Source organism: Ramlibacter sp. (genome assembly GCA_019635435.1).
Taxonomy (GTDB): Bacteria; Pseudomonadota; Gammaproteobacteria; order Burkholderiales; family Burkholderiaceae_C; genus JAHBZM01.
Map to the genome: position 1 here is coordinate 2,865,524 of JAHBZM010000001.1, position 23,966 is coordinate 2,889,489.

A 23,966-nucleotide genomic window follows, 5' to 3' on the forward strand; every position below is an offset into this window, starting at 1 on the left:
TAGGACTACGTGCGACCCATTTTAGGTCTTTCAAGCGCCTGCATGATGTATTTTCGCTACGGAGGCCATTGAGCCAGCAAGGCTTATGGGCGCTGATCGCAGCGGCTTATGGCAGCGGTTTGAGCCCCATTCCCACCAGAAAAGTCTCGGAAGACTTGTCACGCGAGGCCTTGGGCTTGATCGGCTTGACCACCCGGAACGCCTCCTTGAACAGCTTGACGACCGGGTTGTAACCACTGCCGTGGAACACCTTGGCCACCAGGGCGCCCTCGGGTTTCATGTGGTGGCGGGCAAAATCCACGGCCAATTCGACCAGGTGTTCGACGCGCGCGGCGTCGGCTGACGCGATGCCCGAGAGGTTGGGCGCCATGTCGGACACCACCACATCGGCCTTGCGCCCGGCCACCATGGCTTCCAGCTGGGCCAGCACCTGCGGCTCGCGGAAGTCGCCCTGCAGGAAATCCACCCCCTCGATCGGCTCCATGGGCAGGATGTCCAGCGCGATGATGGTGCCGTTGAGCGCGCCCGCCGCGGCCCCCTCGGGCGACAGCTTGCGCCGCAGGTATTGGCTCCAGGCGCCCGGGGTCGAGCCCAGGTCCACCACCAGGTGCCCGGGCCGGATCAGCCCCAGGGTGTCGTCGATCTCCTTGAGCTTGTAGGCCGCGCGTGCGCGGTAGCCCTCGCGGGTGGCGAGCTTGACGTACGGGTCGTTGATGTGGTCATGCAACCACGCCTTGTTGACCTTCTTGCCTTTGGGATTGGTTTTCATCGGGTTACCGCTGACAGGGATAATACGGCCATGCCTGCCATTCAACTCACCATCGCCCAACGCAAGGAACACCGCGCCGAGGCCCACCACCTGAACCCGGTGGTCATGATCGGCAACGATGGCCTGACCGCCGCGGTGAAGAAGGAGACCGACGCGGCGCTCAACGCCCACGGACTCATCAAGATCCGCGTGCTCGGTGACGACCGGGCCCAGCGCGAAGCCATGTACCTCGCGCTGGCCGACGAGCTCCAGGCCGCGCCGATCCAGCACATCGGCAAGCTGCTGGTGCTCTGGCGGCCCAAGCCGGCCAGGGAACGGGCCGACGACGAGGACCGGATGCCCGGCCCGCGCGACGTCAAGGTCGTCAAATACAGCAAGCGCCCGGGCCAGCGCCCCGAGATCAAGACCCTGCGCGTGCTGGGCAACCAGCGCCTGACGCCGGGTGGCCAGATCAAGCGCGCCAAACCCAAGAAAAAGTCGGTCAAGAAGGTCCGGCCCGACTGATCAGCTGGCCCGGGCGCTGGTCTTCCACAGCACCACGCCCGCGCACAGCCACTGCAGCAGGTACATGCCGCTGCCCACGGCATGCCACAGCCTGAGGTTCTCGCGCGCCACGATGCGCGGCGCAACCGCAAACTCCGCCAGCAGCGCCAGCAGCAGCCCGCCCACTATGAAAACCATAGCGCGCTGTGCCCAGCTGGCGTGGACTACCGCATCTTTTGGCTTCAAAGCCAGCAGCAGGACCAGGCCACAGGCCACCGAAACCCAGGTCTGGGCGGTGAAGAGCCTGGCGGCCATGCCGCCGGCCATGGCCGGCGTGGGCAGGTGGGCGAACAGCAGAGGAACCACCAGAAACCCCACGGTGCTCAGGCTGCCCCACCACAGGGCCGCCAGCAGGACCGGCAGGCGTTCACGGACGTTCACGGCCAGGCGCCAGTTCAGAGGTAGTGGACGGCCACGATCTCGTAGCGCTTGATGCCACCGGGCGCCTGCACCTCGGCGGTGTCGCCCTCTTCCTTGCCGATCAGCGCGCGGGCGATCGGGCTGGAGATGTTGATCAGGCCCTGTTTGAGGTCGGCCTCGTCCTCGCCCACGATCTGGTACCTGACGGCCTCGCCCGTGCTTTCTTCCTCGAGTTCCACGGTGGCGCCAAACACCACCTTGCCACCGGCGTCCAGCGCCGCGGGGTCGATGATCTGGGCTGCCGACAGCTTGCCCTCCACTTCCTGGATGCGGCCTTCGATGAAGCCCTGGCGGTCCTTGGCAGCCTCGTATTCGGCGTTTTCGCTCAGGTCGCCCTGGGCCCGCGCCTCGGCGATCGCGTTGATCACCCAGGGGCGCTGGACGGTCTTGAGCTCATGCAGTTCGGCCTTGAGTTTCTCGGCGCCGCGTTTCGTGATGGGGATGGTGGCCATGTTTCTCGCTCTCCAAAAGCAAACCGCCGGGCGTTTCCGCTCGGCGGTGTGTGTAGGCATCAATTATGCCGCGATTGGCTCGGGCTTCAAGCCCCCGCCCGGCAAGCTCCCCGGGGGTTCAGTCGCGGCCGGCCTCGACCACTTTCCGGGCGGCCAGCGCCGGGTTGGTGAAGCAGACCTCGTGGCTGCCCTCCCCCTCCACGAGCCGGAACAGGCCCAGGCGCTCCGACAGCCGGGGATGCCAGGGCAGGCTGTGGGGCATGGCGGCGTCCTGCTGGAAATTGAGGTAGCTCTTGCCGAGCTCCAGCGCCGCCAGTTCGCCCGCGAGCGCCACCGGCTCGGTAAAGGTCCGGTAGGGTTGGGGGTTCAGGCGGTCAAAGCTGCTTTGGGCCAGCGCGGCATCGGCATCGTTGATGAAGGCCTCGCGCCAGACCGGGTAAGGCAGCATCACGGCATTGCCGCCGGCCGCGGCCACGCCATCGAACAGCGCCTTGTAGTGTGGCGGCACCATGTCATTGAGGCATTCGCCATCCAGCGGAACAAAGGCATTCCAGTACACCAGCCGGCGCAGGCGGGCCGCCACCCGCACGGCCGCCTGGCTGATGACCATGCCGCCGTAGCTGTGCCCCACCAGCCGCACGTCGCGCAGGTCGTTCTTCTCCAGAAAGTCCACCAGCGACTGGACGGCCTCGCTCAGGCCGGACGTGGCGCGGTCATCCCCGGGCCGGTTGCCGGCCAGCGTGGGGCAGTGCACGGTGTGCCCCATGGCGCGCATGTGGCTGGCCACGGGCTCCATCAGTTCACCGGTGTGCCAGGCACCGTGAACCAGAACATAGGTATCTGCCATCAATGTCTCCTTGGTTTGAAATCGGCCCCCGCAACGGCGGACGGCAACCAAGGTTAGGCGCCACCTGGCAAGACAAATGGCGCGTTCGCGCCGCCCTGATGGCCGGTTTGTGCCAGCGGGCCGGTGAGGGGGTGGGAGCGGCCGGTCAGCCGCCGAGGCGAAGGCGCCGCCAGCGCGCCGGGGTGACCCCGTGGGCGCGCTGGAACTCCCGCACAAAGTGCGAGGCGTCGGCAAAACCACTGCGCCGCCCCACTTCGGCCACCGTGAGCCGGGCCAGGCGCGGCTGCGCCAGCAACTGGGCGGCCTCGGCCACGCGCAACGCCCTCAGGTGGCCTGCGAAGGTCGTGTCCTGGCTTGCGAAGGCGCGGTGCAGCGTTCGCGCCGAGACGCCCAGCTCTTGCGCCACGCGGTCGGCGGTGAGGCCGGGCTGGGCCAATTGCTCGCGCAGCAGCTTCAGGGCTCTGGCAGTCAGCCCGTCGCTGGCCGTCTGGCGCTCAGGCGCCCCCGGCTCCAGCGCCGAGGACAGCATGGCGCCGATCTGGTCGGCCAGCACGGCCTGGGGGTACTGAACGGCCAGGCCCGGGTCGTCGCCCAGCTGCAGGCACAGCGCCGACAGCGCCCGGCCCCAGCCCTGGTCACGCGCCACCACGCGCGGCGCCCGGTGATCGAGCCGGGCCAGCCAGCGGCCGACCCAGGCGCGTGGCATCTGGACCGACAGGCAAGCCACCGAGTGCGGGAAATGCAGCTCGTAGGCCTGGGCCGCATCGACCAGCACCGCGTCGCCGGGCCGCAGCTGGGCAAGGTGCCCACCCTGGCGCACATGCCAGGCCGTTTCCAGTTGCGTGATGAGGTAGAACGGATGCTGGCGGCCCCGCGCGATGGCGCCTGGCGTACGGTACACATCCTGGGTCGAGGCCACCACGCGGTTGAAGCTGATGGTGTCCAGCGCCAGGCTGGTCAACGATCCGTCAAATGAGCCTGCCTCGCGCGAGCTGCAGTCCATTTCCAGGAAGGCCTCGCAGATCGCGCCCACCCAGTAGTCCAGCCGCTGCGCTGGCGCCACGGCGTCGGTGGACCAGCGGCGCAAGGCCGGCGCGGGCGCAGAAGAAGAAATGGCGGCCAGATCCATGGCCGCCATTTAACGTGAGCACACGTGGCCTGACAAGCGGACCCGCCCGAGGGCGGCCACCCGCCTCCCGGCTCAGGCGAGCAGTTGTGCGTGCATTTCCTGCACCGAGATCACGTCCAGGTGGTCCAGGTACTGCATGCCCTCGACCGCGGCCTCGGCACCGGCGATGGTGGTGAAGGTGGTCACGCGCGCCAGCAGGGCCGACTTGCGAATCGCGCCCGAGTCGGCAATGGCATTGCGCCGCTCCTCCACCGTGTTGATGACCAGCACGATCTCGTTGTTCTTGATCATGTCGACCACATGGGGCCGGCCTTCGGTGACCTTGTTGACCGTCTGCACCTCAATGCCGGCCGCGCTGATTGCCGCCGCCGTGCCCTTGGTTGCCACCAGTTCAAAGCCCATGGCCGCAAGCTGGCGCGCCAGCTCCACGGCCCGCGGCTTGTCACTGTTCTTGACCGTGAGGAAGACCTTGCCGGTGGACCGGCCTTCGGCGTCCAGGGGGCGCGGCAGTTTGGTACCGGCGCCGAGCTGGCTCTTGACGAAAGCCTCGCCAAAGGTCTTGCCCACGCCCATGACCTCGCCCGTGGACTTCATCTCGGGGCCCAGGATGGTGTCCACGCCCGGGAACTTGACGAAGGGGAACACGGCCTCCTTCACGCTGAAATACGGCGGCGTCACCTCCTTGGTGATGCCCTGCGCGGCCAGCGACTGGCCGGCCATGCAGCGCGCCGCCACCTTGGCCAGCTGGATGCCCGTGGCCTTGCTGACGAACGGCACGGTGCGGCTGGCGCGGGGGTTCACTTCCAGCACGTAGATCACGTCCTTTCCGTCCACTTCCTGGATGGCGAACTGCACGTTCATCAGGCCCACCACGTTCAGGGCTTCGGCCATGGCGGCGGACTGGCGCTTGAGTTCGTCCACCGTGGCCTTGGACAGGTAGTACGGGGGCAGCGAGCAGGCCGAGTCGCCGCTGTGCACGCCCGCCTGCTCGATGTGTTCCATCACGCCGCCAATGAAGGTCTTGCCCGTGGGGTCACGCAGGCAGTCCACATCGCATTCGATGGCATCGTTGAGGAAGCGGTCCAGCAGCACGGGGGAGTCGTGGCTGACCTTGACGGCTTCGCGCATGTAGCGCTCCAGGTCGCGCTGCTCGTGCACGATTTCCATCGCGCGGCCGCCCAGCACATAGCTGGGGCGCACCACCAGCGGGTAGCCCAGCGCGGCGGCTTTTTCCAGCGCTTCAGCCTCGGTGCGGGCCGTGGCATTGGGCGGCTGCAGCAGCTTCAGCTCGTGCAGCAGTTTCTGGAAGCGCTCGCGGTCTTCAGCCGCATCGATCATGTCGGGGCTGGTGCCGATGATGGGCACGCCGGCGGCCTCCAGGCCCAAAGCCAGCTTGAGCGGCGTCTGGCCGCCGTACTGGACGATCACGCCCACGGGCTTTTCCTTGTCCACGATCTCCAGCACGTCTTCGAGCGTCACAGGTTCGAAGTACAAACGGTCGGAAGTGTCGTAATCGGTGGACACGGTCTCGGGGTTGCAGTTGACCATGATGGTCTCGTAGCCGTCCTCGCGCATGGCCAGCGCCGCGTGCACGCAGCAGTAGTCAAACTCGATGCCCTGACCGATGCGGTTGGGGCCGCCGCCCAGCACCATGATCTTCTTGTTGCTGGTGGGCTCGGCCTCGCACTCGTCTTCATAGGTCGAGTACATGTAGGCGGTGTTGGTCGCGAATTCGGCGGCGCAGGTGTCCACGCGCTTGTAGACCGGGCGCACGCCCAGCGCATGGCGCTTGTCGCGGATCACCTGTTCGGTGGTCTTGAGCTGGCGCGCCAGGCGGCGGTCGGAGAAGCCCTTTTTCTTGAGGACGCGCAGGGTGGGCTCGTCGATGTCATCCAGCGTTTTGGCTTCCAGCTCGAGCTCGATCTTGACGATTTCCTCGATCTGCACCAGGAACCAGCGGTCGATCTTGGTGAGCTCGAACACCTCGTCCACCGACAAGCCCATGGCAAAGGCGTCGCCCACGTACCAGATGCGCTCGGGGCCGGGCTCGCCCAGCTCTTTTTCCAGCACTTCGCGGTCCTGGGTTTTTTCGTTCAGGCCGTCCACGCCCACTTCCAGGCCGCGCAGGGCTTTCTGGAAAGACTCCTGGAAGGTGCGGCCCATGGCCATCACTTCGCCCACCGACTTCATCTGGGTGGTCAGGCGGCTGTCGGCCTGGGGGAACTTCTCGAACGCAAAGCGCGGGATCTTGGTAACCACGTAGTCAATGCTGGGCTCGAAGCTCGCCGGCGTGGCGCCACCGGTGATCTCGTTGCGCAGTTCATCGAGCGTGTAGCCCACGGCCAGCTTGGCCGCGACCTTGGCAATCGGGAAACCCGTGGCCTTGGACGCGAGTGCCGAGGACCGCGAGACACGCGGATTCATCTCGATCACGATCATGCGGCCGTCCTTCGGGTTGACCGAGAACTGCACGTTGGAGCCGCCCGTGTCCACACCAATCTCGCGCAGCACCGCCAAAGAGGCATTGCGCATGATCTGGTATTCCTTGTCGGTCAGCGTCTGCGCCGGCGCCACGGTAATGGAGTCCCCGGTGTGCACGCCCATGGGGTCCAGGTTCTCGATCGAGCAAACGATGATGCAGTTGTCCGCCTTGTCGCGCACCACTTCCATCTCGTACTCTTTCCAGCCCAGCAGCGACTCTTCGATCAGCAGCTCGTTGGTGGGCGAGGCTTCAAGGCCGCGCTTGCAGATGGTCTCGAACTCTTCGGGGTTGTAGGCAATGCCGCCGCCGGTGCCGCCCAGCGTGAAGCTGGGGCGGATCACCGTGGGGAAACCCACGGTCTTCTGCACGGCCCAGGCTTCGTCCATGCTGTGCGCGATGCCCGAGCGCGCCGAGCCCAGCCCGATGCGGGTCATGGCGTCCTTGAACTTGAGGCGGTCTTCGGCCTTGTCGATGGCTTCGGGCGTGGCGCCGATCAGCTCGACCTTGTACTTGTTGAGCACCCCGTTGCGCCAGAGGTCCAGCGCGCAGTTGAGCGCGGTCTGTCCGCCCATGGTGGGCAGGATGGCATCGGGCCGCTCCTTGGCGATGATCTTTTCGACCGTCTGCCAGGTGATGGGCTCGATGTAGGTGACGTCGGCCGTGGCCGGGTCGGTCATGATCGTGGCCGGGTTGCTGTTGATCAGGATGACCTTGTAGCCCTCCTCGCGCAGCGCCTTGCAGGCCTGCACGCCCGAGTAGTCGAACTCACAGGCCTGGCCAATGATGATGGGGCCCGCGCCGATGATGAGGATGCTTTTGATGTCTGTGCGCTTAGGCATGTTCGCTCTCGCAGGACCGCTCCAAGGGAGCGAAGGCCCCCTCGGGGGGCAGTGAAACGGCGCAGCCGTGAACGTGGGGGTTGATCATTTCGCCTCCATCAGTTGGATGAAGCGATCGAAGAGGTAGCTGATGTCGTGGGGTCCGGGCGATGCCTCTGGGTGGCCCTGGAAGCAGAAGGCCGGCTTGTCGGTGCGGGCCAGGCCTTGCAGCGTGTTGTCGAACAGGCTGATGTGGGTCGGCCGCAGGTTGGCTGGCAAGGTCTTTTCGTCCACCGCGAAACCGTGGTTCTGGCTGGTGATGCTCACACGGCCGTTGTCCAGGTCCTTGACCGGGTGGTTGGCGCCATGGTGGCCGAATTTCATCTTGAAGGTTTTGGCGCCACTGGCCAACGCCATGATCTGGTGGCCCAGGCAGATGCCGAAGGTGGGCGTGCCGGTCTCAATCAGCTCGCGCGTGGCGGCAATCGCATAGTCACAAGGCTCGGGGTCGCCCGGACCGTTGGACAGGAAGATGCCGTCGGGCTTGAGCGCCAGCACGTCCTTCGCGGGCGTCTGGGCGGGCACCACGGTGACCTTGCAGCCGCGCTCGGCCAGCATGCGCAGGATGTTCTTCTTGACGCCAAAGTCGTAGGCGACCACATGAAACCGGGGCGCGCCCTGCTCGCCGTAACCGCTGCCCAGCTGCCACTCGGTCTGGGTCCATTCATAGGGCTTGACCACGCTGACCACCTTGGCCAGATCCAGGCCCGCCATGTTGGGGGCGGCCTTGGCGGCGGCCAGGGCCTGGTCCATGTGCGCCTGGGTCACCGCCTCGCCGGCGGCCAGGCCCACGATGCAGCCGTTCTGTGCGCCATGGGTGCGCAGCAAGCGGGTCAGCTTGCGGGTGTCGATGTTGGCGATGGCGACCGTGCCCTCCTTGACCAGGTACTGCGACAGGGTCATGGAAGCGCGGAAGTTGCTGGCCAGCAGCGGCAGGTCCTTGATGATCAGGCCCGCGGCATGGACCTTGTCGGCTTCGATGTCTTCCGTGTTGACGCCGTAGTTGCCGATATGCGGATACGTGAGCGTCACGATCTGCTGGCAGTAGCTCGGGTCGGTGAGGATTTCCTGGTAACCGGTGATGGCGGTGTTGAACACCACCTCGCCGGTGGTGGAGCCGGTGGCTCCAATCGAATTGCCGAGAAAGACCGTGCCGTCTGCGAGCGCCAGGATGGCGTGGGGGGCGGTTCCCTTGAGGGACAAAAGCACTGGGTTCTCCGGATGGTGACGGGTACGCCCAGTTGCGATCAAGAACGGCGCGCAAGAATGGCTCTTGGGTGCTGTTTTGTCAGGGAGGGTGGCTTGATTGCGCTAGGCGTACGGGGTTTGCGGGAAAGCCCTTGATTATAGCCGGTGCAGGGCTTGCCCTGCCATGCAGGAAACGCATGACCCGTGAATCAAGGGCGCCCGGAGAGCGCGCTGGCATGCAGGCAGATGGCCGCCGCCGCCGCCACGTTGAGCGACTCCTCGCCGCCGGGCTGGCCAATGCGCACCGACAGGCTGGCCCGGGCGGCCAGTTCGCGGCTGACGCCCTGCCCCTCGTGCCCCAGCGCCCAGGCACAGGGCCAGGGCAGCGTCTGGCGCTGCAGCAGCTCGCCCTGGTGCGAACTGGTCACCAGCACCGGAACCGCCAGCGCGTCCAAGGCACTCAGGTCCGCGCCCTCCACCAGCCGCAGCGCAAAATGCGCGCCCATGCCGGCGCGCAGCACCTTGGGCGCCCACAGGGCCGCCGAGCCCTTGAGCGAGATCACCTGGCGGAAACCGAAGGCCGCCGCGCTGCGCAGGATGGAGCCCACATTGCCCGCGTCCTGCAGGCGGTCGAGCACCACCGTGGGCGCCTGCGGCTGAATCTCCGGGGGCTCGGGCAGCGTCACCACAAAGCCCATGCGCGCTGGCGAATCAAGGGCGCTGATGCCGCTCCACAAGGCATCGGCGATCACTATGTTTTTTGTAGCAGCCCGTGCAAGCTCCGCGGGGGCCTGCGGCCAGAACGACTCCGAAAACACGGCCTGCGCCGGTGGCCAGCCACGGGCCACGGCGGCGCGGCACAGGTGATCGCCTTCAAGCCAGACACGGCCCTGCTTGCGGTAGGCGCCAGGATCCTGGGTGAGTTTGCGAAGGTCCTTGAGCAGCGCGTTGGCGCGCGAAGTGATCCGGGTCACCGCCCCGTCGCTCATCGCAGCACCTGTGCCACGGGTGCGAACGACCTGCGGTGCTGCGGGCAGGCCCCATGCAGGCGCAGGGCCTCCATGTGCTGCGCCGTGCCATAGCCCTTGTGGCCGTCAAACCCGTACTGCGGGTACTCCTGGTGAAAGGCCTGGCACCAGCGGTCCCGGTGCACCTTGGCGAGGATAGACGCCGCTGAAATGGCCGGCACCTTGCTGTCGCCCTTGACGATGGCCTCGGCCAGCACGCTCAGCCGCGGCAGGCGGTTGCCATCCACCAGCACCTTCGCCGGCTTGAGGCGCAGGCCCTCGACCGCGCGGCGCATGGCCAGCAGGGTGGCCTGCAGGATGTTGAGCTCGTCGATTTCCGCCACGCTGGCTTCGGCGATCGAGCAGCACAAGGCGCGTGCGCGAATCTCGTCGTACAGCTTCTCGCGCCGCAGGGCGGTCAGTGCCTTCGAGTCGGCCAGCCCCTTGATCGGGTTCAGTTCGTCCAGGATCACGGCAGCCGCCACCACGGGCCCGGCCAGCGGGCCGCGCCCGGCCTCGTCAACCCCGGCCAGCAGGCCCGGACTGTCCCAGACCAGGGTGATCTGCTCAGCTTTCAAGAACTTGTTGGATCGCATCGGTGGCCAGTGTGGCGGTGTCACGCCGCAGTTCGTGATGCAGCGCGGTGAATCGTTGTTCAAGTGCCGCGATTTTCGCAGGTGCGGCCAGCCAGTCCAGCACGGCGGCGGCCAGCGCCGCGGGCGTGGCGGCGTCCTGCAGCAGTTCGGGCACCACAAAGTCCTCGCACAGGATGTTGGGCAGGCCCACCCAGGGCTGCAATTGCTTGCGCCGCATGATCTGCCAGGACAGCCAGTTCATGTTGTAGCCAATGACCATGGGCCGCTTGAACAGCGCGGCCTCCAGCGTGGCTGTGCCACTGGCGATCAGGGCCACGTCACAGGCGGCGAGCACCGTGTGCGACTGGCCCGCCACGATCTGCAAGCCCTGCTGCAGGCCCGCCTGGCGCGCCGCGTCTTCGATCGCTGCCTGCAGCGCAGGCATGGCGGGCACTACAAACTTGATAGCAGGCTGTGCAGCACGGACACGGGCTGCAGCCTCAAAGAACCTGGAAGCGAGGTATTGGACCTCGGACCGCCGGCTACCGGGCAGCACCGCCACCACGCTGTCGCTGCTTGCCAGTCCCAGCGCGCGGCGCGCAGCATCCCGGTCGGGCACCAGCGGAACCACATTGGCCAGCGGGTGACCGACATAGGTGGCGGCAATGCCATGCCGGGCCAGCAGGGCCGGCTCAAAGGGAAAGATGCACAGCACGTGATCGGCAGCGCGCCTGATTTTGTCCAGGCGATCGGCGCGCCAGGCCCAGACCGAGGGGCATACAAAATGCACGGTCCGCACGCCCCGGGTCTTGAGCGCCACTTCAAGATCAAGATTGAAATCGGGCGCGTCAACGCCGATGAATGCGTCCGGACGCTCGCGCACCAGGCGCTCGCGCAGCTGGTCCCGGATGCCCACGATCTCGCGGTAGTGCCGCAGCACCTCCACATAGCCCCGTACGGCGAGCTTGTCGTGCGGCCACCAGGCATCGAAGCCGCGGCGCGCCATCTGGGGCCCGCCAATGCCGGCGGCGCCGAGTTCTGGCCAGCGCGCCCGCATGCCATCGAGCAGCAGCCCCGCCAGCAGATCGCCGGAAGCTTCGCCAGCGACCATGCCGACCTGGACCACGGGCTTACCTCACGATGCCGCGTTGCGGCGAGGCTTTTTCAAGAAACGACAGCATCATCTGCACGTCGCCCTCGGCCTCCGGGGCCGATTGCGGCAGCTGCGCGATGCGCGCCATCGCCTGCGCCAGCGTGAGACCGTCGCGGTACAGCGCCTTGTGCATGGCCTTCACGGCCGCGATGCGTTCAGCCGAGAAGCCGCGCCGGCGCAGGCCCTCGAAATTCATGGAACGCGCCTCCGCGGGCTGGCCCTGGCTCATCACAAACGGTGGCTGGTCGGCAAACAGCAGCGCGCACATGGCCGTCATGCCATGGGCACCGATGCGCACGAACTGATGCACCACGGTGAATCCCCCCAGGATCACCCAGTCGCCCACTTCCACGTGGCCGGCCAGCTGCGAGTTGTTGGCAAAGGTGGTGTGGTCGCCCACGAGGCAGTCATGCGCCAGATGCACGTAGGCCATGATCCAGTTGTCGTTGCCCACGCGCGTGAGACCTCCACCACCGGGCGAGCCGATGTTGAAGGTGCAGAACTCCCGGATGGTGTTGCGGTCGCCAATGACCAGCTCGCAGGGCTCGCCCGCGTATTTCTTGTCCTGCGGGATCGCGCCCAGCGAACTGAACTGGAAGATCCGGTTGTCGCGGCCAATCGTGGTGTGGCCCTCGATCACGCAATGAGCCCCCACCGTGGTGCCGGCGCCGATGGCCACATGGGGGCCAATCACGGCATAGGGTCCGATGCTGACCGAACTGTCGAGGCGAGCCGCTGGGTCGACGACGGCCGTGGGATGAATCTGCGCCATGGTCAGGCCGTGCTCCCGCGAATCAGGCAATGGTGCGCATGGTGCACATGAGTTCGGCCTCGCAGGCGACCTCGTCACCCACGCGCGTGGTCCCCTTGAACTTGAAGATGCCCGCCTTGGCGCGCTCGAGCGAGACATCCATCACGAGCTGGTCGCCGGGCTCCACCGGGCGCTTGAAGCGCGCGCCATCAATGCCTGCGAAGTAATACACCGTCTTGTCGTCGGGCGTCACGCCCAGCGAGTCAAAGCACAGCAGCGCCGCGGCCTGCGCCATGGCTTCGAGCATCAGCACGCCCGGCATCACCGGACGGTGCGGGAAGTGGCCCATGAAAAAGGGCTCGTTGATCGTGACGTTTTTCAGGGCCTTGATGCGCTTGCCCTTGTCGAGTTCCAGTACGCGGTCCACCAGCAGGATGGGGTAACGGTGCGGCAACTGCTTGAGTATCTGGTGGATGTCCATCATGGTTTTGGTGTCTTTTCGAGGGCCTTGACCCGTTCGCGCAGACGATTGAGCTGCTTGAGCGATGCGGCGTTTTTTTCCCAGACAGCATTGTCGTCGATGGGAAACATGCCGGTGTAGTGCCCCGGCCTGGCCAGGGAGCGCGTGACCACCGACGCAGCGGAAACATGGACATGGTCGGCCAGCTCCAGATGCCCCAGCACGATGGCGCCGCCCCCCAGGGTGCAGTACGCCCCGATGGTGGCGCTGCCCGCAACGCCCACGCAGCCCGCCATGGCCGTGTGCCGCCCCACGCGCACGTTGTGCCCGATCTGCACCAGGTTGTCGATCTTCACACCGTCCTCGATCACTGTGTCCTGCAAGGCGCCGCGGTCGATGCAGGTGTTGGCACCGATCTCCACGTCATTGCCAATGTGCACGGCGCCCAGCTGCTCGATTTTTTCCCAGGCGCCTTCGTGCGGCGCAAAGCCGAAGCCATCGGCGCCGATCACGGCGCCCGCATGGATCAGGCAACGTTCACCCACGATGCAATCCTCGCCCACGGTGACGCGCGACTTGAGCACCGTCCCTGCACCAATGCGGGCGCCCCGCTCCACCACGCACAGCGGACCCACCCGGGCCGTGGGATCAACCAGGGCCGCGGCATCGACCACGGCGCTCGGGTGGATGCCGCCGCCCTGCGGGGCCGCATGCTCGCGCTTCCACAGCCGGGTCACGCGGGCAAAGTACAGGTAGGGGTCGTCAGTGACGATGCAGGCGCCACGAGCGCGGGCCAAGCCCGCCATGGCGGGCGCCACGATCACGCACGCAGCAGCCGAAAGGCCCAACTGGGCCTGGTACTTGGGGTGACTGAGGAAGCTCAGCGCCGTGGCGTCGGCCGACTCCAGGGGCGCCAGTCGCTGGACCATGAGGGTGGGGTCACCATGGAGCTCCCCTCCAAGCGCTTCGACGATGGAGCCCAGTCGCAGCGCCACGCCGTGCCGCTCCCGCCAGGCCTACTTGGCGCCGGCGTTGAGCGCCTTGATCACCTTGTCGGTGATGTCGTGCTTGGGATTGATGTAGACCGCTTCCTGCAGCACGAGGTCATACTTTTCAGCCTCGGCCACCTGGCGCACCACGCGATTGGCGCGTTCCAGCACCTGCTGAAGCTCCTCGTTCTTGCGGGCGTTCAGGTCTTCCTGGAATTCGCGGCGCTTGCGCTGGAAGTCACGGTCCTGGTCGACCAGCTGTTTCTGGCGCGCCAGCCGCTGGCTCTCGGGCAAGGTCGGCGCTTCGCGCTCGAACTTGTCAGAAGCGTCCTTGAGGGCGTTGCCCAGGCTGTCCAGCTCCTTTTCGCGCCGCGAGAATTCCTGCTCCAGCTTGGTCTGGGCCGCCTTGGCCGTGTTGGCCTCCCGGAAGATGCGGTCCGTGTTGACGAAGCCCACGCGGAAATCCTGAGCCTGGGCCTGGCTGGCGAAGGCGAACAGACCGAAGACCACGGCCAGCCAGCATTGACGGGAAAAATACTTCATTAGAACGACGTTCCGATCTGGAATTGCAATTTCTGGATTCTATCGCCTGCGAACTTCTTGACGGGGCGCGCAAAGGCCAGCCGCAGGGGGCCAATCGGCGAAATCCAGCTCAGCCCCATGCCCACGGAGGAGCGGAACTGCCCGAAACTCATTTTTTCGTTCTCGCCAAACACGTTGCCGGCGTCCACAAAACCGAACAGCCGCAGCGTGCGGTCATTGCCGGCCCCCGGGAACGGCGCAATGATTTCGGCGTTGAGCGAAATCTTCTTGGGTCCGCCGATGCTGGCGCCCGTGACGTCGCGCGGGCCCAGCGTCCCCTGCTCAAAGCCGCGGACCGAGCCGAGCCCCCCCGAATAGAAGTTCTTGAACACCGGGAAGGCCCGCCCGCCCAGGCCCTTGCCCCAGCCAGCCTCGCCGTTGAACGCCACGGTGAACTGCTTGTTCAGCGGAATGTATTGCTGGTACTGGTAGTTGGCCCGAAGGTAACGCGCATCGCCCCCCACGCCCCATTCGGACGACAGGCGCTGGTAACGCCCGTTGGTGGGCACCAGGGCGCTGTCACGGTCGTCGCGCGACCAGCCCAGCGTCAGCGGGATCACATTGCTCGTGTAGCCGAAGCGGTTGGCGTACGCCAGGTACGCCGCCGGGATGTTGGTGCCGGGCTTGATGGTGGTGCGCTCGAGCCCGGTGCCAAAGTAGATCGTGTCCACCTCGCTGAACGGCACGCCAAACCGCAGGCTGGCACCGGTGGTCACCAGTTCATAGTTGCCCCCCTGGTCCTCGTAGGGCTTGGAGCTGCGGTGGTACACATCGATCGCGCGCGAAATGCCGTCCGGGGTGAAATACGGGTCCACCGTGTTGAAGACGATGGCCCGGTTGTATTTGCTGGTGTTGACTTCAACGCCCAGGTACTGCCCCGAACCGAAGGCATTCTCCTGCTTGATGCTGAATGACAGCGCCAGCCGCTCGGCGCTGGAGAAGCCGGCCCCCAGCTGCAGACTGCCCGTGGGCTTCTCGACCACGTTGATGTTCAGGTCGATCTGGTCGGGTGCACCCGGCACGTCCGAGGTTTCGACATTGACGTCCTTGAAGTAGCCCAGCCGGTCCACGCGGTCGCGCGACAGCTTGATGCGCTCAGCGTCGTACCAGGATGACTCGAACTGGCGGAACTCGCGCCGCACCACCTCATCGCGGGTGCGGTTGTTGCCGCTGATGTTGATGCGTCGCACATAGGCACGCCTTGAAGGCTCGGCCTGCAGCACAAAGGCCACGCGGTTGTTGACCCGGTCAATTTCAGGGTGCGCCTCGACCCGTGCGAAGGCAAAGCCGAAGTTGCCAAAGTAATCGGTGAACGCCCTGGTCGTTTCAGCCACCTGGTCAGCGTTGTAGGGCTGGCCGGGCTTGATGGTCACCAGCGACTTGAACTCGTCGTCCTTGTCCAGGTAATTGCCTTCAAGCTTGACCCCCGACACCACATAGCGGGCGCCCTCGGTCACGTTGATGGTGATCGAGATGTCCTGCTTGTTGGGCGAGATCGCCACCTGGGTCGAGTCGATCCGGAATTCCAGGTAGCCGCGCGTGAGGTAGTAGGACTTCAGTGTTTCGAGATCGGCATTGAGCTTGGCCCGCGCATAGCGGTCCGACTTGGTGTACCAGCTCAGCCAGCCGCCGGTGTCCAGGTCGAACAGCCCCTTGAGCGTGGACTCGCTGAACGCCGTGTTGCCCACCACGTGGATGTCCTTGATGCGCGCGGGCTCGCCCTCGGTCACGGTGAAGGTCAGGTTGACCCGGTTGCGCTCGATCGGAGTCACCGTGGTCACCACTTCGGCGCCATAGAGGCTGCGGTTGATGTACTGGCGCTTGAGCTCCTGCTCGGCCCGGTCGGCCAGCGCCTGGTCATAGGGTCGGCCCTCGGTCAGGCCCACGTCGCGCAGCGCTTTCTTGAGCGCGTCCTTGTCAAACTCCTTGGAGCCCACGAAGTCTACGTCCGCCACCGTGGGCCGCTCCTCGACGATCACCACGAGCACGTCGCCGCTCACATCCAGCCGCACGTCCTTGAACAGGCCCAGCGCAAACAGCGCACGGATCGCCGCCGAGCCCTTGTCGTCGCTGTACTGGTCGCCCACGCGGAACGGCAGCGATGCGAAGATCGTGCCCGGCTCCACGCGCTGCAGGCCTTCGACGCGGATGTCGCGTACCGTGAAGGGGTCCACGGCCCAGGCCGAATGGGCCGCGAACGCCAGGATCACCAGGGCCGAAACGGTACGCAGGCGAAAGCCGTTGAGTTGTTTTTTCATGAATCAGGGGTTGCCCGACCCGCCCACGGGGCCGGTGCGACAGCAGCCAGTTGGTTAACCAAAGAGACGGGTGACGTCGTTGAACAGCGCGATCGACATCATGACCATGAGCAATGCCACGCCACCGCGCTGCAGCCGCTCCATCCACGCATCGGAGACGCTTTTCCCCGTGACGCCCTCCCAAAGATAATACATCAGGTGCCCCCCATCCAGGACCGGCAGCGGCAGCAGATTCAGCACGCCCAGGCTCACGCTGATCAGGGCCAGAAAGACCAGGTACTGGGTGAATCCCAGGCTGGCGGACTTGCCTGCATAGTCGGCAATGGTCAGCGGGCCGCTGAGGTTTTTGAGCGAGGCTTCGCCCACCACCATCCGGCCCATCATGCGCAGAGTGAGCAGTGACACCTCCCAGGTGCGCACCGCGCCATTCCACAGGCCTTCGACCGGTCCGCGCTGCACCGTCACGAACGCTGGCGGCCCTCCCACATAGGCGCCGATGCGACCGACCATCACGCCCGCGTCTTCGCGCACATCGGGAGTCACCGTCAGTTTGACCTGCGCCCCGTCGCGCTCCACCCGCCACACCTTCGGGCTGGCCCGGCCCCCCTGGACCGAGGCCCGGATCAGTTCGCGCAGCTGGGCGCCATCCACCACGATGTCATCTCCCACGCGGCTGACGACGTCGCCCTTGCGCAAGCCGGCGCGGGCGGCCGCGCCACCGGCGACGACTTCGCCCATCACCGGCGGCGTCCAGGGACCGAGGATGCCAACCTTGCGGAACAGGCTGGCATCCGCCTGCGAAGCGTCGAGCTGACTGAGGGGCAGCAGCAGTTCCTCGGTGCCAGCGCCCCTGGCGCGCGAGAGCACCAGCCGCACGTCATGGCCATCGAGCGCGCCACGCGTCAGCAGCCAGCGCAATTCCTCGAAGGAGCGCAGTGGCTGTGCCGGCTCCCCATCAAAGCCCGCCCGCTCCACGCGCTCGCCGCCACGCAGGCCCGCGACCTCGGCCACCGATCCGGCGACCGGGCTGGCCAGCACCGGTTCGGGCTCCTGCACGCCGATCCAGTTGACCAGCGCATACAGCAGCACCGCGAGCAGCAGATTCGCAATGGGCCCGGCAGCCACGATGGCGGCACGCGAGCGCAAGGGCTGGGTGTTGAATGCCAGGTGGCGCTCGGACTCGGGCACAGGCCCCTCGCGCTCATCGAGCATCTTGACGTACCCGCCCAGGGGGAAGGCGCCAAGAACGAATTCTGTGGATTGGCCATGCTTCTGGTTGCGCGGCTGCCAGCGGTACAGCGTCTTGCCAAAGCCCACCGAGAAGCGCAGTACCTTGACACCGCAGGCCACGGCCACGCGGTAATGTCCGTATTCGTGAACCGCGATCAGCAGGCCCAGCGCGACGACGAAGGCAACTATGGTCAGCATGGATTTCTCCTGGTTCGCTTTCAGCGGGTCAGGCGCCCGATGACCTGGCCAGCGGCTTGCCTGGCGATGTCGTCGAGCGCCAGCAGCCCGGCCAGCGTGTCCGGATTGGAGCTGGTCACGGCATCCAAAGTTTCAAGGTTGGTCTGGTGGATCTGGTCGAAGCGGATGCGGCGTACCAGGAAGGCCTCCACCGCCACCTCGTTGGCCGCGTTCAGGATGGCCGTGGTGCCGGGTGCCGCGTTCAGGGTGTCCCAGGCCAGGCGCAAGCCGGGGAAGCGCTCCGGATGGCCGGCACTGTCGATGGCCTCGAAGCTCATGTCGGCCAGGCGGCTGAAGTCCAGTGCCTGGGCGCCGGACTCGATCCGCTGCGGCCAGCCCAGGCCGTAGGCAATCGGCACCCGCATGTCCGGCGTGCCCAGCTGGGCCACGACCGAGGTGTCGCGATACTGCACCATCGAGTGGATCACGCTCTGCGGGTGGATCACCACCTCCAGCCGGTGCGGCGGCAGCCCAAAAAGGTAGCGCGCCTCGATAACCTCGAGTGCCTTGTTCATCATGGTTGCTGAGTCCACCGAGATCTTGCGGCCCATGACCCAGTTGGGGTGTGCGCAGGCTTCTTCGGGGGTCACGTCGCGCAGCGAGGCCGGCGTCCGCGTGCGAAACGGGCCGCCGGACGCGGTGAGGATGATTTTCTCGACCCGTGCCTCCCAGCTTGCCGGATCCTCGGGCAGCGACTGGAAAATGGCCGAGTGCTCGCTGTCGATGGGCAGCAACCGGGCGCCACCTTCACGGACCGCGCGCAGGAACACCTCGCCGCCCACCACCAGGGCTTCCTTGTTGGCCAGCAGCAACCGCTTGCCCGCACGCGCTGCGGCCAGGCACGAGGCCAGACCCGCCGCGCCCACAATGGCGGCCATGACCGTGTCCACCTGTTCATGGCTTGCAATGGATTCCAGCGCATCGGGCCCGGTCAGCACCCGTGTGGGAAGCCCGCTCTGCGCCAGCTTCTGTGCCAGCTCGCGGCCATGGGGCTCGCTGGCCATCACGGCAAATTGCGGCCGGAACTGCGCACACTGCGCCAGCATCAGGTCCACCCGTGTGGCCGCGCTCAAGGCAAAGACCTCAAAAAGTCCGGGGTGGCGGGCCACCACGTCCAGCGTGTTGGCCCCCACGGAGCCGGTGGACCCCAGAACAGCCAGGCGCTGCATCACGGCGAGACCCACGAGGCCAGCATCATCGCCAGAGGCAGGGTGGGCAGCAGGGCATCCACGCGATCGAGCACGCCGCCATGGCCAGGCAGCAATCCGCTCGAGTCCTTGACGCCCTGGCTGCGCTTGATCAGCGATTCAGCCAGGTCGCCCAACACGCTCATGGCGGCCAGAAACACCACGGCAATCAGCAGCAGCCAGCTGCCATGGCCCGCCAGCCGGCTGTACAGGCTGGGCACCGAAGCCTGCCAGGCTTGGTCCGCGGCCACCCAGGCCAGCGCCAGTACCACCACGCCGGCCATGCCGCCCCACACCCCTTCCCAGCTCTTGCCGGGGCTGATGGTCGGGGCCAGCTTGTTGCGCGTGAACCTGAGCCCGAAAGCGCGGCCGGCGAAGTAGGCAAAGATGTCGGCCACCCAGACCAGCAGCAGCACCGACAGCAGGAAATTGATGCCCATCACGCGCGCCTGGGCCACGGCCAGCCAGGCCAGCCAGAGCGCCAGCAAACCACCCACCCGTCGCACGGAAACCGGAATTTGGGGCCAGCCAGCCACGCCGGCGCGCAACAGCCAGGCGCCCCCCAGCACCCAGGCCACGCCCGCTGCAATCCACAGTGCCGGCAGGGGCTGGCGCAGCAGCCCGCCCCACCAGGACAACCCGCATCCGGCAAGGCAGATCAGCCCGCAGAAGATGGCCCCGCGCGGCCCACAGCCGTTGAGGCGACCCCATTCCCAGCCTCCCGCGGCGATCAGCACCAGGACCACGGCGACAAAAGGCTCTGGCGCCGGGTAAAACAGGGCCGGCAGCAGGATCGCCAGCAGGACCAGGGCGGTGATGACGCGTTGCTTGAGCATGTTCAGGCCGCCCGCTGGCTCGCACGCGACGGGAGTTGTTCGGAAGTCTTGCCAAAGCGCCGCTCACGCGCGCTGTAGTCCGCGATGGCCGCGTCCAGCGCAGCCTCGTCAAATTCGGGCCAGAGCTTGTCGCTGAAGTACAGCTCGGCATAGGCCGCCTGCCAGAGCAGGAAGTTGCTGAGCCGCTCCTCACCGCCGGTGCGGATCAGCAGGTCCGGGTCGGGCACATGGGCCAGGGCCATGGCCCGGTCCAGGCTGCCCTCGGTGATGGGTTCACCCCGGGCGGCCAGGCTGGCCGCGGCCTGGGCAATGTCCCAGCGCCCGCCATAGTTGAAGCAAACGTTGAATTGCAGGCGTGTGTTCTGGGCCGTGGCCGCCTCGGCCTGATCGAGGCCCGCGCGCACCTTGTCGGACAGACCGGCCCGTTCACCGATGAAATGCAGCCGCACGCCATCGGCATGCAGGTGGGGGACTTCACGGGCCAGCGCCACGGCCAGCAGGTCCATCAGGCCCGAGACCTCCTCGGGCGGACGGTTCCAGTTCTCGGAGGAAAACGCGAACACCGTGAGCACCTTCACGCCGCGTTCACCGCAATGCCGGACACAGGCGCGCAAGGCATCCACGCCCTTCTTGTGCCCCGCCACGCGCGGCAGGAACCGCCGCGTGGCCCAGCGGCCGTTGCCGTCCATGACGATCGCGATGTGGTGGGGAACCTGGCTCATGCGCGGGGCACCGGACGGGGTGTGGCCACCACCGTCAAACCGCCATGATCTCCTGCTCCTTGCCGGCCACCAGGCTGTCAATTTCGGCCACATGCCGGTCGGTGACTTTCTGGATGTCGGCCTCGGAGCGCTTCTGGTCGTCCTCGGACGCCAGCTTGTCCTTGACCAGCTTCTTCACGGCTTCATTGGCGTCGCGCCGCAGGTTGCGAACGGCGATCTTGGCGTTCTCGCCCTCGGTGCGGACCAGCTTGGTCATTTCCTTGCGGCGTTCCTCGCTCATGGGAGGCATCGGCACGCGGATCAGGTCACCCATGGACGCGGGGTTCAGCCCCAGGTCGCTTTCGCGGATGGCCTTTTCAATCTTGGCGCCCATGCCCTTTTCCCAGGGTTGGACGCTGATGGTGCGCGCGTCCAGCAGGGCCACATTGGCCACCTGGCTGATGGGCACGCTGGAGCCGTAGTAGTCGACCTGGACGGTGTCCAGAATCGCCGGGTTGGCGCGCCCGGTACGGATCTTGGTGAGGTTGTTCTTGAAGGCGGTGATGGACAGGTCCATCTTGCCTTCGGTGCTCTTCTTGATGTCAGCAATCGTCAATTGTGTTCTCCTGGAGCGTTCGCCGCCCGTGTCCCGTCAGGCGTGGACCAGGGTACCTTCGTCTTCGCCCAGCACAACGCGCCGCAGCGCGCCATGCTTGAAGATCGAAAACACCTTGATCGGCAACTTCTGGTCGCGGCACAGCGCGAAGGCCGTGGCGTCCATGATGCCGAGATTCTGCGCCATGGCTTCGTCAAAGGTGATTTTGCCGTAACGGGTGGCGCTGGGGTCCTTCTTGGGGTCCGCGGTGTACACACCGTCCACCTTGGTGGCCTTGAGCACCAGCTCGGCGCCGATCTCGGCCCCGCGCAGCGCGGCCGCCGTGTCGGTGGTGAAGAACGGGTTGCCGGTGCCGGCCGCGAAGATCACGACCTTGCCTTCCTCAAGGTACTGCAGCGCCTTGGGCCGCACATAGGGCTCGACCACCTGCTCGATGGCAATCGCCGACATGACCCGGGCCGTCAGGCCCTGCTTGTTCATGGCGTCAGCCAGCGCCAGCGCATTCATCACGGTGGCCAGCATGCCCATGTAGTCGGCCGTGGCCCGGTCCATGCCGACCGAGCCGCCCGCCACCCCGCGGAAGATGTTGCCTCCCCCGATGACCACGGCGACTTCCACGCCCATGTTCACGATCTCGGCGACCTCCTCCACCATCCGGATGATGGTGGCGCGGTTGATGCCGAAGGCGTCATCGCCCATCAGCGCCTCGCCGGACAGCTTGAGCAGGATGCGCTTGTGGGCTGGCTTGGCTTCGGGCATGGACGGGCTCCTTGGTTTTATTGAGTGTACTGAGCGGTAACGTGGCGGAAAGCAGAGGCGGCGCGGGCCGCCCTTGCTGCCTGGCTGATCAGGCCGTGGCCTTGGCGGCGGCCACCTGGGCAGCCACTTCGGCGGCGAAGTCGTCCACCTTCTTCTCGATGCCTTCGCCGACCACGTACAGCGTGAAAGCCTTCACGGTGGTGCCGGCGGCCTTGAGCATCTGCTCCACGGTCTGCTTGTCGTTCTTCACGAAGGACTGGTTGAACAGCGAGACTTCCTTGAGGTACTTCTGCACGCCGCCATCGATGCGCTTGGCCACGATCTCGGCCGACTGGGCCGGCTTGCCGGCGGCCTCGGCGGCCTTGCGGTCTTCCTCGGCCTTGGCCGCGGCGACGGAGCGCTCTTTTTCGATCAGGTCGGCCGGCACGTCGGCGCTGGTCAGCGCCACGGGCTTCATGGCAGCCACGTGCATCGCAACGTCCTTGGCGGCCACTTCGTCGCCGTCGAACTCGACCACCACGCCGATGCGCGTGCCGTGCAGGTAGGCGGCCAGCTTGCTGCCCCCTTCAAAGCGCTTGAAACGGCGGAAGGACATGTTCTCGCCGATCTTGCCGATCAGGCCCTTGCGCACGTCTTCCAGGGTGGGGCCGAAGCCGTCCTGGCTGTAGGGCAGCGCGCCCAGCGCGGCCACGTCGCCCGGGTTGCTCTTGGCCACCAGGTCGGCGGCGGCCTGGGCCAGCGCCAGGAAGCTGTCGTTCTTGGTGACGAAGTCGGTTTCGCAGTTGGTTTCGAGCAGCGCACCCGTGGTGCCGTTGATCGAGGCCGTCACCACGCCTTCGGCGGTGATGCGGCTGGCAGCCTTGCCGGCCTTGTTGCCCAGCTTGACGCGCAGCAGCTCTTCAGCCTTGTCCATGCTGCCTTCAGCTTCGGTCAGGGCCTTCTTGCATTCCATCATGGGGGCGTCGGTCTTGGCGCGCAGTTCGGCGACCATGCTTGCGGTGATTGCAGCCATTTCTTTACTCCGTAATCTTCAGTTCAAACAATCGGTTCAGTTGAAAAAAAGGGGCTACCAGAGCCCCTTTTGGCAGCTCGGCAGGCGCTTCAGGCGGCCGAGCCCTCTTCGACTTCGACAAACTCGTCGCTGCCGCCTTCGGCAACGGCCTTGACCACGTCGTTGACCGCATTGGCGCGGCCTTCGAGGATGGCGTCGGCGATGCCGCGCGCGTACAGCGTCACGGCCTTGGAGGAGTCGTCGTTGCCGGGAATCACGTAATCAATGCCTTCGGGCGAGTGGTTGGAGTCCACCACGCCCACCAGCGGAATGCCCAGCTTCTTGGCTTCGGACACGGCAATCTTGTGGAAGCCCACGTCGATGATGAAGATCGCGTCGGGCAGTGCATTCATGTCCTGGATGCCGCCGATGTCCTTTTCGAGCTTTTCCATCTCGCGGGCGAACATGAGCTGCTCTTTCTTGCTCATGGCGTCGAGGCCGGCTTCCTGCTGGGCCTTCATGTCCTTGAGGCGCTTGATCGAGGTCTTGACCGTCTTGAAGTTGGTCAGCATGCCACCCAGCCAGCGCTGGTCGACAAAGGGCACGCCGGCGCGGCGGGCCTCGGCAGCCACGGTCTCACGGGCCTGGCGCTTGGTGCCGACCATGAGGATGGTGCCGCGGTTGGCAGCCAGCTGCTTCACGAACTTCATCGCGTCCTGGAACATCGGAAGCGATTTTTCCAGGTTGATGATGTGGATCTTGTTGCGATGGCCGAAGATGTACGGGGCCATCTTGGGGTTCCAGAAGCGCGTTTGGTGACCGAAGTGGACACCGGCTTCCAGCATCTGACGCATGGTTGCGGACATAAATTTTCCTGAAGGTTAGGTCTAAAATCCAGCCCGTTTTGCAACGGAATTTCAATCCGG

The 23,966-nt window shown here is 66.0% G+C and carries 24 protein-coding genes; 1 reads left to right on the top strand and 23 read right to left on the bottom strand.

Annotated features, from left to right (window positions below; translation table 11 throughout):
• Nucleotides 1-106 precede the first annotated feature (106 nt).
• Nucleotides 107-769, bottom strand: a complete 663-nt coding sequence (locus tag KF796_13815) for an RlmE family RNA methyltransferase (protein MBX3587710.1) — start codon at nt 767-769, stop codon at nt 107-109.
• A 30-nt stretch (nt 770-799) separates the two neighbouring features.
• Here KF796_13815 and KF796_13820 point away from each other — a divergent pair, with 30 nt between their 5' ends.
• Entirely contained in the window at nt 800-1,273 is a 474-nt protein-coding gene (locus tag KF796_13820; GenBank protein ID MBX3587711.1) for a YhbY family RNA-binding protein, read from the top strand.
• Here KF796_13820 and KF796_13825 read toward each other — a convergent pair whose 3' ends face one another.
• From KF796_13825 to rpsB, 22 genes are all read right to left on the bottom strand, one after another.
• Nucleotides 1,274-1,693, bottom strand: a complete 420-nt coding sequence (locus tag KF796_13825) for a DUF4149 domain-containing protein (GenBank protein ID MBX3587712.1) — start codon at nt 1,691-1,693, stop codon at nt 1,274-1,276.
• Nucleotides 1,694-1,707: 14 nt separating this feature from the next.
• On the bottom strand, nt 1,708-2,184 hold the full coding sequence (greA, locus tag KF796_13830; protein ID MBX3587713.1) for a transcription elongation factor GreA: 477 nt from the start codon (nt 2,182-2,184) through the stop codon (nt 1,708-1,710).
• A 118-nt stretch (nt 2,185-2,302) separates the two neighbouring features.
• Nucleotides 2,303-3,031: an alpha/beta hydrolase gene (locus tag KF796_13835; GenBank protein MBX3587714.1), complete on the bottom strand. Its 729-nt coding sequence runs from the start codon at nt 3,029-3,031 to the stop codon at nt 2,303-2,305.
• A 145-nt stretch (nt 3,032-3,176) separates the two neighbouring features.
• Nucleotides 3,177-4,154 (bottom strand): helix-turn-helix domain-containing protein, encoded by a 978-nt coding sequence (locus KF796_13840; protein MBX3587715.1) that lies wholly within the window; start codon nt 4,152-4,154, stop codon nt 3,177-3,179.
• Between the two features lie 78 nt (nt 4,155-4,232).
• Entirely contained in the window at nt 4,233-7,481 is a 3,249-nt protein-coding gene (gene carB, locus KF796_13845) for a carbamoyl-phosphate synthase large subunit (protein MBX3587716.1), read from the bottom strand.
• A gap of 84 nt (nt 7,482-7,565) precedes the next feature.
• Nucleotides 7,566-8,729, bottom strand: a complete 1,164-nt coding sequence (gene carA / locus KF796_13850) for a glutamine-hydrolyzing carbamoyl-phosphate synthase small subunit (GenBank protein MBX3587717.1) — start codon at nt 8,727-8,729, stop codon at nt 7,566-7,568.
• Nucleotides 8,730-8,917: 188 nt separating this feature from the next.
• On the bottom strand, nt 8,918-9,697 hold the full coding sequence (locus tag KF796_13855; protein MBX3587718.1) for an RNA methyltransferase: 780 nt from the start codon (nt 9,695-9,697) through the stop codon (nt 8,918-8,920).
• Entirely contained in the window at nt 9,694-10,311 is a 618-nt protein-coding gene (gene rnhB, locus KF796_13860; GenBank protein ID MBX3587719.1) for a ribonuclease HII, read from the bottom strand. Before rnhB ends, KF796_13855 begins: the two co-directional genes overlap by 4 nt.
• Nucleotides 10,283-11,401, bottom strand: a complete 1,119-nt coding sequence (gene lpxB, locus KF796_13865; GenBank protein MBX3587720.1) for a lipid-A-disaccharide synthase — start codon at nt 11,399-11,401, stop codon at nt 10,283-10,285. The genes rnhB and lpxB overlap by 29 nt, the downstream gene beginning before the upstream one ends.
• A 19-nt stretch (nt 11,402-11,420) precedes the next feature.
• Nucleotides 11,421-12,215, bottom strand: coding sequence for an acyl-ACP--UDP-N-acetylglucosamine O-acyltransferase (gene lpxA, locus KF796_13870; GenBank protein MBX3587721.1), 795 nt, complete (start codon nt 12,213-12,215; stop codon nt 11,421-11,423).
• A gap of 22 nt (nt 12,216-12,237) precedes the next feature.
• Nucleotides 12,238-12,678: a 3-hydroxyacyl-ACP dehydratase FabZ gene (gene fabZ, locus KF796_13875; GenBank protein MBX3587722.1), complete on the bottom strand. Its 441-nt coding sequence runs from the start codon at nt 12,676-12,678 to the stop codon at nt 12,238-12,240.
• Nucleotides 12,675-13,649, bottom strand: coding sequence for a UDP-3-O-(3-hydroxymyristoyl)glucosamine N-acyltransferase (gene lpxD, locus KF796_13880; protein ID MBX3587723.1), 975 nt, complete (start codon nt 13,647-13,649; stop codon nt 12,675-12,677). Before lpxD ends, fabZ begins: the two co-directional genes overlap by 4 nt.
• Nucleotides 13,650-13,670: 21 nt before the next feature.
• Nucleotides 13,671-14,186: an OmpH family outer membrane protein gene (locus KF796_13885; GenBank protein ID MBX3587724.1), complete on the bottom strand. Its 516-nt coding sequence runs from the start codon at nt 14,184-14,186 to the stop codon at nt 13,671-13,673.
• Entirely contained in the window at nt 14,186-16,483 is a 2,298-nt protein-coding gene (gene bamA / locus KF796_13890) for an outer membrane protein assembly factor BamA (protein ID MBX3587725.1), read from the bottom strand. The genes KF796_13885 and bamA overlap by 1 nt, the downstream gene beginning before the upstream one ends.
• 54 nt (nt 16,484-16,537) lie before the next feature.
• The gene (gene rseP, locus KF796_13895) at nt 16,538-17,911 is read right to left on the bottom strand and encodes an RIP metalloprotease RseP (GenBank protein ID MBX3587726.1); all 1,374 of its coding nucleotides are present in this window, start codon (nt 17,909-17,911) and stop codon (nt 16,538-16,540) included.
• Nucleotides 17,912-17,931: 20 nt separating this feature from the next.
• Nucleotides 17,932-19,119, bottom strand: coding sequence for a 1-deoxy-D-xylulose-5-phosphate reductoisomerase (locus KF796_13900; GenBank protein MBX3587727.1), 1,188 nt, complete (start codon nt 19,117-19,119; stop codon nt 17,932-17,934).
• Nucleotides 19,119-19,973, bottom strand: coding sequence for a phosphatidate cytidylyltransferase (locus KF796_13905; protein MBX3587728.1), 855 nt, complete (start codon nt 19,971-19,973; stop codon nt 19,119-19,121). Before KF796_13905 ends, KF796_13900 begins: the two co-directional genes overlap by 1 nt.
• Before the next feature lie 2 nt (nt 19,974-19,975).
• Nucleotides 19,976-20,695: a di-trans,poly-cis-decaprenylcistransferase gene (uppS, locus tag KF796_13910; GenBank protein ID MBX3587729.1), complete on the bottom strand. Its 720-nt coding sequence runs from the start codon at nt 20,693-20,695 to the stop codon at nt 19,976-19,978.
• Nucleotides 20,696-20,729: 34 nt separating this feature from the next.
• A complete protein-coding gene (gene frr / locus KF796_13915) occupies nt 20,730-21,290 on the bottom strand; it encodes a ribosome recycling factor (GenBank protein MBX3587730.1) in 561 nt (186 codons plus the stop codon).
• 36 nt (nt 21,291-21,326) lie between these two features.
• Nucleotides 21,327-22,049: a UMP kinase gene (gene pyrH / locus KF796_13920; protein ID MBX3587731.1), complete on the bottom strand. Its 723-nt coding sequence runs from the start codon at nt 22,047-22,049 to the stop codon at nt 21,327-21,329.
• An 88-nt stretch (nt 22,050-22,137) separates the two neighbouring features.
• A complete protein-coding gene (locus KF796_13925; protein MBX3587732.1) occupies nt 22,138-23,061 on the bottom strand; it encodes an elongation factor Ts in 924 nt (307 codons plus the stop codon).
• An 89-nt stretch (nt 23,062-23,150) separates the two neighbouring features.
• Nucleotides 23,151-23,906: a 30S ribosomal protein S2 gene (gene rpsB, locus KF796_13930; GenBank protein MBX3587733.1), complete on the bottom strand. Its 756-nt coding sequence runs from the start codon at nt 23,904-23,906 to the stop codon at nt 23,151-23,153.
• Nucleotides 23,907-23,966: the final 60 nt, after the last annotated feature.